The organism is Pseudoalteromonas porphyrae (genome assembly GCF_001298125.1).
In the GTDB taxonomy this organism is placed as follows: Bacteria; Pseudomonadota; Gammaproteobacteria; order Enterobacterales; family Alteromonadaceae; genus Pseudoalteromonas; species Pseudoalteromonas neustonica.
In genome coordinates, this window is sequence record NZ_LHPH01000016.1 from 44,678 (window position 1) to 57,377 (window position 12,700).

General features: G+C 40.3%; 10 protein-coding genes. 5 read left to right on the top strand and 5 right to left on the bottom strand.

Going from position 1 to position 12,700, the window contains the following annotated elements; translation table 11 throughout:
• The first annotated feature begins 2 nt into the window (after nucleotides 1-2).
• Genes ADS77_RS13910 through ADS77_RS13930 form a run of 5 tightly spaced genes read left to right on the top strand, consistent with a single transcriptional unit; the run spans nucleotide 3 to nucleotide 5,278 of the window.
• Nucleotides 3-1,610, top strand: a complete 1,608-nt coding sequence (locus tag ADS77_RS13910) for an ABC transporter substrate-binding protein (protein WP_054206310.1) — start codon at nucleotides 3-5, stop codon at nucleotides 1,608-1,610.
• Nucleotides 1,610-2,644, top strand: a complete 1,035-nt coding sequence (locus ADS77_RS13915; RefSeq protein ID WP_054206309.1) for an ABC transporter permease — start codon at nucleotides 1,610-1,612, stop codon at nucleotides 2,642-2,644. The genes ADS77_RS13910 and ADS77_RS13915 overlap by 1 nt, the downstream gene beginning before the upstream one ends.
• Entirely contained in the window at nucleotides 2,631-3,524 is an 894-nt protein-coding gene (locus ADS77_RS13920) for an ABC transporter permease subunit (protein ID WP_054454957.1), read from the top strand. The genes ADS77_RS13915 and ADS77_RS13920 overlap by 14 nt, the downstream gene beginning before the upstream one ends.
• On the top strand, nucleotides 3,525-4,517 hold the full coding sequence (locus tag ADS77_RS13925; protein WP_054206307.1) for an oligopeptide/dipeptide ABC transporter ATP-binding protein: 993 nt from the start codon (nucleotides 3,525-3,527) through the stop codon (nucleotides 4,515-4,517).
• Complete coding sequence (locus ADS77_RS13930) at nucleotides 4,517-5,278, top strand: ATP-binding cassette domain-containing protein (protein ID WP_054206306.1); 762 nt, start codon at nucleotides 4,517-4,519, stop codon at nucleotides 5,276-5,278. The genes ADS77_RS13925 and ADS77_RS13930 overlap by 1 nt, the downstream gene beginning before the upstream one ends.
• 44 nt (nucleotides 5,279-5,322) lie before the next feature.
• Here the strand turns inward: ADS77_RS13930 and ADS77_RS13935 are convergent, their stop codons facing one another.
• The 5 genes from ADS77_RS13935 to clpX all read right to left on the bottom strand — a co-directional run bounded on the left by ADS77_RS13935 (nucleotide 5,323) and on the right by clpX (nucleotide 12,567).
• Entirely contained in the window at nucleotides 5,323-5,724 is a 402-nt protein-coding gene (locus tag ADS77_RS13935; RefSeq protein WP_054206351.1) for a hypothetical protein, read from the bottom strand.
• 489 nt (nucleotides 5,725-6,213) lie between these two features.
• Entirely contained in the window at nucleotides 6,214-8,118 is a 1,905-nt protein-coding gene (locus ADS77_RS13940; RefSeq protein WP_054454959.1) for a SurA N-terminal domain-containing protein, read from the bottom strand.
• A 168-nt stretch (nucleotides 8,119-8,286) separates the two neighbouring features.
• Entirely contained in the window at nucleotides 8,287-8,589 is a 303-nt protein-coding gene (locus ADS77_RS13945; RefSeq protein WP_305777735.1) for an HU family DNA-binding protein, read from the bottom strand.
• Between the two features lie 185 nt (nucleotides 8,590-8,774).
• Entirely contained in the window at nucleotides 8,775-11,135 is a 2,361-nt protein-coding gene (gene lon, locus ADS77_RS13950) for an endopeptidase La (protein ID WP_054206304.1), read from the bottom strand.
• Between the two features lie 148 nt (nucleotides 11,136-11,283).
• Nucleotides 11,284-12,567, bottom strand: a complete 1,284-nt coding sequence (gene clpX, locus ADS77_RS13955) for an ATP-dependent protease ATP-binding subunit ClpX (protein WP_054206303.1) — start codon at nucleotides 12,565-12,567, stop codon at nucleotides 11,284-11,286.
• Nucleotides 12,568-12,700: the final 133 nt, after the last annotated feature.

Sequence of the window (12,700 nt, forward strand, 5' to 3'; positions counted from 1 at the left end):
AAGTGTATAAATTGTTACTTGGTATTATTACGCTATGCCTTACAGGCTGCCTAGATACCAAAGAAAAAACACTCGAAGAAAAAAATCAAGGCTTAGTCTATTGCGCTGAGGCAAACCCCGTATCGTTTAATCCTCAGGTTACAACCACAGGCTCAACCATTGATATCATTGCAAATCAGTTATATGACCGTTTGATCAGTATTGACCCTATTACGGCAGAGTTTAAAAGTGAGCTGGCAACTGATTGGAAAATAAGTCCAGATGGAAAGTCGGTCACTTTTACCTTGCGTAAAGATGTAAAATTTCATACTACGTCTTACTTTACCCCCAGCAGAGATTTTAACGCTGACGATGTGATATTCACCTTTAGCCGTTTATTTGATGTCTATAATCCATACCATTTTGTTGGCGATGCCAATTACCCTTATTTTCAAAGCGTGGGGATAGATCAGCTAATTCGGCAAATTGTCCGTGTATCTGATCACCAAGTCCGGTTTGAATTATTTAATGCAGAGAGTAGCTTTTTAGCCAATATGGCAACAGACTTTGCTGTTTTGCTGTCTCGTGAATATGCCCTGCAGTTAAAAGAACGCGAGCAAACCAACTTATTTGATCAATATCCGGTTGGCACTGGCCCTTATATTTATAAAGAATACAGACGTGATCATTTGGTTCGTTACTATCGTAACCCTGACTATTGGAAGCACAAAGTTGTTCTAGAGCAATTGGTTTATGACATTACACCTAATGGCACAACCCGTATTGCAAAAATGCTCACTAAAGAATGTGATATCACCGCCCACCCAAGCAGTACACAACTGAGTATTCTTGCTCAACGTGATGACATTGTCGTACAAAAAGAGACTAACCTTAATATCGGGTACTGGGCGTTTAATACACAGCGTCCACCATTTGATGACTTAAGAGTACGTAAAGCCCTTGCTCATGCCATTGATATTGAAAAAATTATGCAAGCTGTGTATTACGGTAATGGCATTCGTGCAAAGTCTATTCTGCCGCCAACATCATGGGCATTTCAAGCACAAACTAAATTACCGGGATTTGACCCTGATTTGGCAAAAAAACTATTGGCCGATGCAGGATTACCCAACGGCTTTGATATGACTATTTGGGCAATGCCCGTGAGCCGTATTTATAATCCCAATGCACGAAAAATGGCTGAGCTTATGCAGAGTGATTTACGACAAATTGGTATAAACGTGAGCATTATAGAGTACGAATGGAACACATTTATTCAACGTATTGGTGAACACCGCCACGACAGCGTCTTACTTGGTTGGGCAGCTGACACCCCAGACCCCGATAACTTTTTTAGTCCATTGCTCAGTTGCACAGCAACCTTTAGTGGTAAAAATCCAGCAAATTGGTGCAACCCTGAGTTTGACTTATTACTCACTCAAGCCCTCGACACAACTGATTTGGCAATGCGCAAAACATATTATCAACAAGCTCAAACTATGATTGTCCAAGAGTTACCATTGCTCCCACTGGCACATGGTATGCGCTTCCAAGCACGCAGTGCTGACGTTGAAGGGGTTCAACTTGGTCCGTTTGGGGCTATTTCCTTAGCAAATGCGAGGAAAAAATAATGATACTTGATTATATAATGCGCCGCTTAGGTTTATTACTTTTTATGATGGTAACGCTCAGTGTGTTTACCTTCTCCTTGAGCTATTTATTTCCAGGTGACCCTTTAAGTAATTTAAGTGGCATTACTAATACAAGCTTTTCACAAACGAGCGAACTACAAGATAAGTATCAATTTAACGACAATTATTTAATGCAATATTTTGCTTTTTTAGGACGTATTTTGCAAGGTGACTGGGGGCTTTCATTTGCCTCTGGAGACAGTGTTTTTAGTCATATTATCGATTTATTTCCAGCCACATTAGAGTTAAGTATTTACGCCTTAGTTATTTCTGTCACCTTTGGCGTACCTGCAGGGATTATTGCTGCGGCATACCAAAAAAGCTGGCCTGATAAACTGATAAATTCAACGACTCTTATTGGTTATTCAATGCCTGTTTTTTGGCTAGCCTTACTCCTTATTATGGTGTTCTCACTGCAACTAGGGTGGTTTCCGATGTCTGGAAGAATGGGGCTGCTCTATGAAATCCCCTCGCAAACCGGCTTTATTTTACTTGATATAGCGCTGGCTGACTTTCCATATTCAGGCATGGCTATGCTAGATGCATTGCATCATTTAACACTGCCCACAATTGTATTAGCCATGTACCCAACTACCGTGTTAGTTCGTTTCACCCGAGACTCAATGCTCAATGTACTCGAACAGAGTTATATTAAAACCGCACGAGCCAAAGGCCTAAACCGTGCCCAACTCATAATGCACCATGCACTGCGTAATGCACTGCTGCCTGTAATAAAACAAATTGGTTTACAGTTTAGTACCTTGATCACCCTGGCGATGATCACTGAAGTTATATTCTCGTGGCCAGGCGTTGGTCGCTGGCTAATAGATAGCATTTACCAACGAGACTACCCTGCTATACAGGGTGGCTTATTGGCCGTATCAATGTTTGTGATCCTTGCAACCATTGTTGCCGAACTTACCTATACCTTATTCGACCCGCTGTCACGGAACCAAGCGCATGGCAAAGTTTAATTTATTTTCAGAAGAGTCGAATAAGTCGCCATTAGCGCGGTTTTGGCGCAAATTCAAATCCAATCACCCGGCAGTTGTTGGGTTATGGCTTTTTAGTGCTTTTGCAGTTCTCGCTGCTGCCGCTCCATTGATTGCCCCCTATGGCGTGAATCAGCAGCACAGTGAAGCACTGCTGATCCCTCCTTCATGGCATGAAATGGGCGATGTGCGTTTTATACTTGGTACAGATGACCTAGGCCGAGATGTGTTATCAAGGTTAATGAATGGCGCAACCTATACATTTGGACTATCAATTGTCGCAGCATTACTAACAACTGTCATTGGTGTGGTAGTTGGCACGTTTGCAGGGATAAGCCATGGCATTCGCTCTAGCTTTTTAAATCACCTTCTTGATATTACATTATCAATCCCATCTCTGTTATTAGCTATTATCATTATCGCTATTTTAGGCCCTGGGTTAATGAACACAGTGTGGGCAATTATTCTCGCGCTGCTACCACAGTTTATTCATTCTGTGCGCAATCTTATAGTGACTGAGCTAAATAAGGATTACATCACTGCATTTAAACTTGATGGCGCCTCTAATTGGCATATTCTCTCGCGTGGGATTTTTCCAAATATTTATGAACACATTGTGGTTATTTTTACTATGGCTTTATCAACCGCTATTTTAGATATTGCCGCATTAGGATTTTTAAAGCTAGGTGCTCAACCCCCCACCACTGAGTGGGGCGCTATCTTAGCAGAAAACTTAGGTTTAATTTACCTAGCGCCATGGACTGTGGGCTTACCAGGTGTATTACTCTTTTTAGCGGTCCTATCTACTAACTTAGTTGGTGATGGGCTGCGACAAGTACTAAAAGCACGAAAGGCAGACTAAATGCAATTACTCGACATTAGAAATCTAACCATAGAGCTGCGTACATCTGATACCGTAATACGTGCCGTCGACAGAGTGAGCCTGAGCCTCAAAGAAGGTGAAGTGCATGCATTAGTTGGTGAGTCTGGATCCGGAAAAAGCTTAATAGCAAAAGCTATTGTTGGAGTTTTAAATGAACGCTGGCATATCACCGCTGACCGAATGCACTGGCGCGGTGTTGATTTAATGCGCTTATCAAGCCAACAACGTAGAAAAATTGTTGGCCAAGACATTGCTATGATCTACCAAGATCCAAGTCGTTGCCTTGATCCAACGGCAAAAATATTTGACCAAATAGCTGAAACCTTACCGGCAGTGCACAGTTCAGGCTTTTTCTTAAAGCGAAATCGAGAACGTAAAGATAGAGTCAAAGCATTAATCCATAAGGTCGGTATAAAAGATCATGAAAAAGTACTTACCAGCTACCCGCATGAACTTTCTGAAGGTGTCTGTCAAAAAGTAATGATTGCGATGGCTATTGCACGAACGCCAAAATTACTCATTGCGGATGAACCAACAACGGCACTTGAGAGTACGACTCGGGCACAGGTTTTTCGATTATTAAAAAGTTTAAACCAACTTAAGAACATGTCGATTTTAATGATTTCCCATGAGCTAGAGGAAATTGTAGACTGGTCTCACGGAATACACGTTCTATATTGTGGACAGATGGTTGAAGCTGGCCCTACACAACGTATATTCTCCCATCCTCGCCACCCTTATACACAAGCATTGTTAAAAAGCTTACCTGATTATGAGCATGGCCTTGCTCATAAAGAACCGTTTTACGCACTCAAAGGCACAATACCTACTTTGCAGCATTTACCAATTGGTTGCCGCCTTGGTCCTCGCTGTCCACAAGCACAAAAAGCCTGTGTAGTGACTCCCCCATCAACAAAGCAGCATGGTCATAGCTATGCGTGTCATTTTCCATTAATTAAGGCTATGAAATAATGCAGCCACTATTAAAGGTGCAAGCCTTATCTAAAAGCTTTAATTTACGTGCAAGCTTATTTTCACGTAAACAATTTAGTGTCCTAAAAAATATTTCGTTTTGCTTAGAAAAGGGGGAAACTCTGGCAATCATTGGCGAAACAGGCTCTGGGAAAAGTACTTTAGCAAAACTTTTAGCAGGCGCAGGCACCGCCGATAGCGGGCAAATATATTTAGACGGTAATATTATCGAAGACAATGGCGTAAGAGATACACAATGTCGCCATATTCGTATGATATTTCAAGATTCAGAAGCTTCTCTTAATCCTGGTTTAACCATTGGTGACATGCTTGATGATTGCTTACAATACAACACATCATTAGATAAAGAGACGCGGGTTGAAAAAATTAAGGTCACTCTGGCTAAGGTTGGCTTATTAAACGATCACCAACATTATTACCCTCATATGTTCAGTGGCGGTCAATTACAGCGTGTTGCATTAGCAAGGGCGTTGATTCTTGATCCAAAGGTTGTGGTGCTTGATGAAGCGTTATCATCTTTAGACCCTTCTGTACGAGCTCAAACCGTAAATTTACTACTTAAATTACAACAAGAAACTGGCTTAAGCTATATTTTAATAACACATCATTTAAGTCTAGTGCGCCACATTAGCGATCAATTAGTCGTACTTGAGCATGGTGAGATTGTTGAATATGGAAGAACTGAAGATGTTTTCCAAGCACCTAAGTCGCGCGTAACACAAAAATTATTTAACTGCTGACCCTCAATATATGCGCGAGGCGACCCGCGCATAAAATATACCCATTAAGCAGGTTGAATTAATGATTCAACAATTTTTAACGCTTTAATTTCATTTTCATCAGTAATGCCGTCAGCTTCAATAACTTGTTTAAGTAATTCTAATACAAACACCCTCATTGATTGATCTACAATATGCGTCATTCGATGCTGAATAAATGACTCAATGTCATCACTTTGTACAGCCAAAACACATTTACTTGTCATATCAATAATGTAGTTATCAAGGTTAATCGCTGAATTCCACTCAATCTTATGCGCCCATGTTTCAACAACAGTTAACTCTTCCTCTGCAATCGAACCATCAACAGCGACAAATAGTAATGCAAGATCTAACAGTGATTCTTTTTGTAACTGTTCAACACAGATACCCATATCAAAATTATTTAATAGCTGCTCGAATTTCATAACGATCCTTTGATAAAATTTGCGTTTAAGCACTGAGCTTATACCAAAGTACATTAAAAAGTAACCTAAACAAGTTTGCTAAATTTAAGTAGTTGATACCAATTTGCATAAGTATTTGAACAATTTAACAAATAAAATCACTCTGTAACGTCGCAGCAAATACTCGGTTGGAAACTAGGGCGTGCTGACCATTATGGATTGAAATTTATTTAATCTAGGGGCGATTTAATCGCGGCGCGAGGTTTGGAATCGAGTGAGCTAAGTAAAAATTGAGCAAAGCTTCCGCGTCCTGCTCACGCCCCTAGGAAGAATCCTTTGGGCACGTTATCGCCTATTTATGGGGAACACCACACACCATAGGCGCTGCCTTGCCTAAATACCAAATAGACTGCTGCAAAATCAATCACGAAAGGTCAACACGCCCTAGCATACTGTCAGTGAAAAACAAAAAAGGCGCCATTGGCGCCTTTTTATTTATTAGAATAAAACTTATTCTGCGGCTTGTGGTGCTACCGGCAAGTTTAACTCAGCGTTTGCTTTTAAGGCTTCAATGAATACCATGTAGTTTTTGTTAACTTGGGCCATTGTAATATTTTGCTTAAGCTGCGCTTCGATTTCGCCCTCAATAGCTGCATCTGTCACTGTTTTAAGAGCAACAATTGCTGCATCGCCGTTATTTAACTCAACCTTTTCAACTACTGGAGCAGTACTTGGATGAGCCATTTTAAAGGCGTGTTGAACGATTGCTGGAGAAACCGTATATGCTTGACGTGTCAGTGTAGCCTCTTGGCGTAGTTCTAAGCTTTGCTCAGTTGCTACGTTTGTTAAGCTCTTACCTGCTTTAATTTCTGCGTATAAGGTAGTTGCTTTCTCTTTAGCAAGTTCTGATGCTTTTTGGCTCACTAAACGCGATTTTATCTGTTCAGACACGTCTACAAGTGGTTTTGTCGTTGCAGGCACATACTCGCTAACTCGAACCACAATAACGTGCTCATCACCGATTTCTAGTACTTCTGAATTCATTTTATCTTCAAGCACGTCTGGTGAGAATAATGCTCTCATCACTGCGGGTGTGTTAAGTGGTGCTGGTAATGCGTTGCGTTCAACTAGCGCCGTTGTTTGTACTTCAACACCGGCAACTTCAGCTGCATCAACTAAAGTATCTGAAATCTCAAATGCAATTCCAGCCATTTCTGTTTGCTTTTCATAAAACGCATTTACTTTTTCAGTACGCTCTAGTTCTGCACGTAAATCAGCTTTAACCGCATCATACGCTTTTACTTGTTGGCTTTGGATATCTGTTAACTGAATTATATGGTAACCGAACTCCGATTGTACAACCTCTGAAAAGTCACCTTTTGCAGCAAGTGCAAACGCAGCGTCTTCAAATGCAGGATCCATCATATCGCGTTCGATCCAATCTAAATCACCGCCCATTTCAGCACTAACAATATCATCAGATGATGATTCAGCTAATTTAGCAAACTCAGCGCCTTGTTGTAATTGTGCTAATAAATCTTCAGCTTTACTTTTAGCTGCATCATCGTTTTCACTGCTATCAATTAAGATATGTGATACACGGCGTTTTTCCGGTTCTATATATTGCGCACTGCTTTGCTCATAATACGCTTTAACGTCATCTTCAGTCACATTCGTTTCAAGGTTTAAGTTCGCAGCATTTAAGTCAATATAGCTTACTGATACCTGTTCTGGAGCTAAAAACTGTGATGTATTTAAATCGTAGTAATCTGCAATTTCTTGCTCATTAACAACGATACTGTCTTGTAGGCTTTCTTTGCTAACTACAATGTAATCAATGCTACGAGTTTGTTGTTGTAGTGCAATCGCGCTTGTTAATTCATTTTTCAAAGCAAAATCGCTGCCTGCAACAGCTGATACAAGCTGGCTACGAGTCATTTCTTCACGAAGGTATTCACGAAATGCTTCTGGTTGAAAATTCATTTGACGAATAACTTGTAAATAGCGATCGTTATTAAATTTTCCACCAATTTGAAAGTAAGGCAGTTCTAAAATTGATTTTTTAACACTATCATCACTTACACGAAGGCCTAACTCTGCAGCCAGTTGCGTTTGTAATTCTTGTTGTACTAAACGATCAACCACACCTTGGCGAATTTGCGCCATATAATTTGGATCTGCAGCAATTTGCGCGAAATATTCACCAAATTGTTGTTCCAAGCGTGAACGTTCATTTTGTAGTGCTCGGCTAAATTCGGTTTGGCTGATTTTAACTCCATTTACTTCAGCAACGGGTTGTTCTGTGGTTTGACCTAGGTAACCACCGATCCCTGCTAAGGCAAAAGATAAAATTACCGCGCCTAAAATAACTTTTGCTACTGGTCCTTGCGAACCCTCTCTTATTTTCTCAAGCATTTATTTATCTCTATTCTATTCGAGGCAGAAATCGCCTTGCTCATGTAAAAAAAGCGTATCTTACCAGATACGCTTTTTTTCTTGAAGCAGTTGGCGATAAAGATAGTTAATTGTGCTAAAAAGCGACTAACTTCTTACACTGCCAAAACTAACCTACTAAAACAGTGATTAGCTATTACATGCATCTTTTAGCGCTTTACCAGCTTTGAAAGCTGGAATAGTCGCTGCAGCGATTTGAATTGTTTCGCCAGTTTGTGGGTTGCGGCCTGAACGAGCGGCACGATCGCGTACTGAGAAAGTACCGAAACCAACTAGAGCAACTGAATCGCCATCTTTAAGAGCGCCTGAAACAGACTCGATGAATGAATCTAGTGCACGACCCGCAGCCGCTTTAGAAATGTCAGCGTCAGCTGCGATTTGATCGATTAATTGAGATTTATTCACAATATCATCCTCTTTCATTGTTATTATCAAGAGCGATTGTTTTTTAAACTAACATCACTATTTTGAAAATTTTAGAGCAAACTTTTTCATGCTCATACGATTGTATTTTTTCTTCAGCCTAGGCCACATAAGGCCTAGGCTTGAAAACCAGTGCTTAACTTATCATACCATCTAGATTTGAAAAGCCCTTTCAAGCACTTTTTTTCGCTTTTTTACTGGTTTTTTGGTGTTTCGACTGAAAAACTCTCAACTGGGTGTACTAAAGCAAGTTTTAAAACCTCATCAATCCAAGTAACAGGGTGAATATCAAGGCCTGCCAATACGTTGTCAGGGATCTCTTTTAAGTCACGTTCGTTAATTTTTGGAATAATAACGGTTTTAATACCACCTCGGTGGGCCGCTAGTAACTTCTCTTTTAAGCCACCTATTGGTAATACTTCACCACGCAACGTAATTTCACCCGTCATTGCAACATCAGCACGAACAGGATTACCCGTAAGACTTGAAACCAAACCAGTTACCATAGCAGCACCTGCACTTGGTCCATCTTTTGGTGTTGCTCCCTCAGGCACATGTACATGAATGTCACGTTTTTCATAAAAATCACTGTTAATTCGAAATTCATCTGCACGATTACGCACAACAGTCATAGCAGCTTGAATCGACTCTTGCATGACATCGCCAAGTGAACCGGTGTAACTTAGCTTCCCTTTACCTGGCATCGCAGCACATTCGATCGTCAGTAAATCACCACCTACTTCAGTCCAAGCAAGGCCTGTTACTTGACCAATACGATCGCCGTCTTCTGCTTTACCGTAATCAAAGCGTTGTACACCTAAGAAATCTTCAAGGTTCTGTGCATTGATAGTGACGGTTTTAGTGCCTTTTTCAAGCAAGATATTCTTAACGGCTTTGCGACATAACTTAGATATTTCGCGCTCTAAATTACGTACGCCAGCTTCGCGGGTATAATAGCGAATAATGCCAATTATAGCGCTGTCTTCTAAAACAAGTTCGTCGTCTTTTAAGCCATTGCGTTTAACTTGCTTAACAATTAAATGCTCTTTTGCAATATTTAGCTTTTCATCTTCGGTGTAACCCGACAAACGAATAACTTCCATCCGATCTAATAATGGACCAGGAATGTTAAAGCTGTTAGATGTTGCAACAAACATTACATCCGACAAATCGTAATCAACTTCTAAGTAATGATCAGCAAAATGACTATTTTGCTCAGGATCGAGTACTTCTAATAAAGCCGATGCTGGATCACCACGCATATCCGAAGACATTTTGTCAATTTCATCTAATAAGAATAATGGATTTTTAACACCCACTTTACTCATATTTTGGATTAGCTTACCTGGCATTGAGCCAATATAAGTACGGCGATGACCACGAATTTCAGCTTCGTCGCGTACGCCACCCAGCGCCATACGTATGTACTTACGACCCGTAGAGCGTGCAATCGATTGGCCTAATGACGTTTTACCAACACCTGGAGGCCCTACTAAACATAAAATTGGCCCTTTTAGTTTATTAGTACGTTGCTGAACCGCAAGATATTCAATAATACGCTCTTTTACTTTATCAAGACCGTGGTGATCGCTATCAAGGATTTTTTGCGCACCAGCTAAATCTTTTTTCACTTTTGAGCGTTTTTTCCACGGTACATTAATTAATGTATCTATGTATGAACGCACGACTGTCGCTTCTGCCGACATTGGTGACATCATTTTTAGCTTGGCAAGCTCTGAATTTGCTTTTTCTTGTGCATCAGTGCTCATACCCGACTCTTCAATACGTTTTTTCAACGCTTCGAATTCATCTGGTACATCATCAAGTTCACCCAATTCTTTTTGGATGGCTTTCATTTGCTCATTGAGGTAGTACTCACGCTGCGATTTTTCCATCTGCTTTTTAACGCGGGTACGAATTTTCTTCTCAATTTGCAATAAATCGATTTCACCTTCCATCAACGCCATTAAATATTCAAGACGTTCCGTTACACTGGCAATCTCAAGTACTTTTTGCTTTTCTGGCACCTTAAGCGGCATGTGTGCTGCCATCGTATCAGCAAGGCGTGGCGCTTCATCAATCCCACTGACTGATGTTAATACCTCTGGTGGGATTTTTTTATTGAGCTTTACATAGCCTTCAAACTGACTTATTGCGCTGCTGATGAAAATATCTTGCTCTTGCTCATCGATTTCCTCAGAGCTAATAAACTGCGCGTTAGCAACAAAGAAGTCTTCATTTTCAATGAAGCTTTCAAGCTTTGCTCGTTGCGTACCTTCTACCAATACCTTTACTGTACCATCTGGTAATTTTAGTAATTGAAGTACGGTGGCAATAGTACCAACACGATAAATATCATCTTGTTCTGGTTCATCGACTGTTGCGTCTTTTTGCGCAACAAGGAAAATTTGTTTGTCTTTATCCATTGCCGCTTCAAGGCATTTTATTGATTTTTCACGGCCTACAAAAAGCGGGATCACCATGTGCGGATATACCACGACATCGCGCAGTGCTAACACTGGGATTTCGACTCGATCTGTTCTCTCAAGCGTCATTATTTTTCTCTTCGCTCTTCATTTATTTTAAAGATTACTCAAGTATATGGGGATAACCTAAGTAAAGTTCAACAATTTTACGTAATTGGATTAAATAAATTATAAAAAAAGGAGCCTAAGGCTCCTTTTTTATCAAAGTGAGTATATATTACTCTGCGGCCACTTTATCTTGAGTCGCGCTTTGATAGATCAAAATAGGATCTGATTCACCTTTAATAACGGTTTCATCAATCACTACTTTGCTAACATCTTCCATTGATGGGAGTTCGTACATGGTATCAAGTAATACAGCCTCAACAATTGAGCGAAGACCACGTGCACCCGTTTTACGCTCCATTGCTTTGTGGGCAATAGCGCGAAGCGCATCATCACGAAACTCAAGTTCAACGTCTTCCATACCAAATAATGCGCCGTACTGTTTAGTTAAGGCGTTTTTAGGCTCATTTAGAATTTGTACTAAAGCCGACTCATCTAATTCAGTTAACGTTGCAACCACTGGTAAGCGGCCAATAAACTCTGGAATTAAACCATACTTTACTAAATCTTCAGGTTCAACATCTTTAAATGTTTCACTTAAAGAACGACTCGCCGCTGATTCTTTGACTTGTACGCCAAAACCGATACCAGTATTTTTCTGGCTTCGCTGCTCAATTACTTTATCAAGGCCAGAGAATGCACCACCACAGATAAATAAGATTTTAGAGGTATCGACCTGTAAAAATTCTTGCTGTGGGTGTTTGCGCCCGCCTTGTGGTGGAACCGATGCAACTGTACCTTCAATTAATTTAAGCAATGCTTGTTGCACGCCTTCACCCGATACATCGCGTGTAATCGAAGGATTATCCGATTTACGTGAAATCTTATCAATTTCATCAATGTAAACAATACCGCGCTGGGCTTTTTCTACATCGTAATCGCACTTTTGTAATAGCTTTTGGATGATGTTTTCAACATCTTCACCTACATAACCGGCTTCAGTTAGTGTTGTTGCATCTGCCATCGTAAATGGCACATCTAATAAGCGTGCAAGTGTTTCGGCTAATAATGTTTTACCACTACCCGTTGGGCCAATTAGTAGAATATTACTTTTGCCTAACTCAATATCAGATTTACCATTTTGATTACGCAAGCGTTTATAATGATTATAAACCGCTACAGAAAGTACTTTTTTAGCGTGATCTTGACCAATTACATAATCATCTAAGTGATTACGAATTTCTTTTGGTGCAGGTAGTTTATCAGACGTGTTGTGCTTAGGCGCAATGTCTTTGATTTCTTCCCTGATGATATCGTTACACAGCTCTACACATTCATCACAAATGTATACTGAAGGACCTGCAATTAGCTTACGAACTTCGTGTTGGCTTTTGCCACAAAAAGAGCAGTATAACAATTTATTACTTTTGTCGCCGTCTGTAGGAGTGTCAGACATTCAGCTACCTCATCTTATACGTTGGCTGCCAAACTACTTAGCAGCTATTTCAATACGCTCAACTATACCAAATTATATTGGTTTTCACATAGTAAAGGACAAAGCTAGTAACAATTAACTACTAGCTTGTGTA

Excerpts from the sequence above, each read along its gene's own strand:
- ADS77_RS13915 (WP_054206309.1), top strand. The coding sequence starts at position 1,610 with ATGATACTTGATTATATAATGCGCCGCTTAGGTTTATTACTTTTTATG.
- ADS77_RS13920 (WP_054454957.1), top strand. The coding sequence starts at position 2,631 with ATGGCAAAGTTTAATTTATTTTCAGAAGAGTCGAATAAGTCGCCATTA.
- ADS77_RS13925 (WP_054206307.1), top strand. The coding sequence starts at position 3,525 with ATGCAATTACTCGACATTAGAAATCTAACCATAGAGCTGCGTACATCT.
- ADS77_RS13930 (WP_054206306.1), top strand. The coding sequence starts at position 4,517 with ATGCAGCCACTATTAAAGGTGCAAGCCTTATCTAAAAGCTTTAATTTA.
- ADS77_RS13935 (WP_054206351.1), bottom strand. The coding sequence starts at position 5,724 with ATGAAATTCGAGCAGCTATTAAATAATTTTGATATGGGTATCTGTGTT.
- ADS77_RS13940 (WP_054454959.1), bottom strand. The coding sequence starts at position 8,118 with ATGCTTGAGAAAATAAGAGAGGGTTCGCAAGGACCAGTAGCAAAAGTT.
- lon (WP_054206304.1), bottom strand. The coding sequence starts at position 11,135 with ATGACGCTTGAGAGAACAGATCGAGTCGAAATCCCAGTGTTAGCACTG.
- clpX (WP_054206303.1), bottom strand. The coding sequence starts at position 12,567 with ATGTCTGACACTCCTACAGACGGCGACAAAAGTAATAAATTGTTATAC.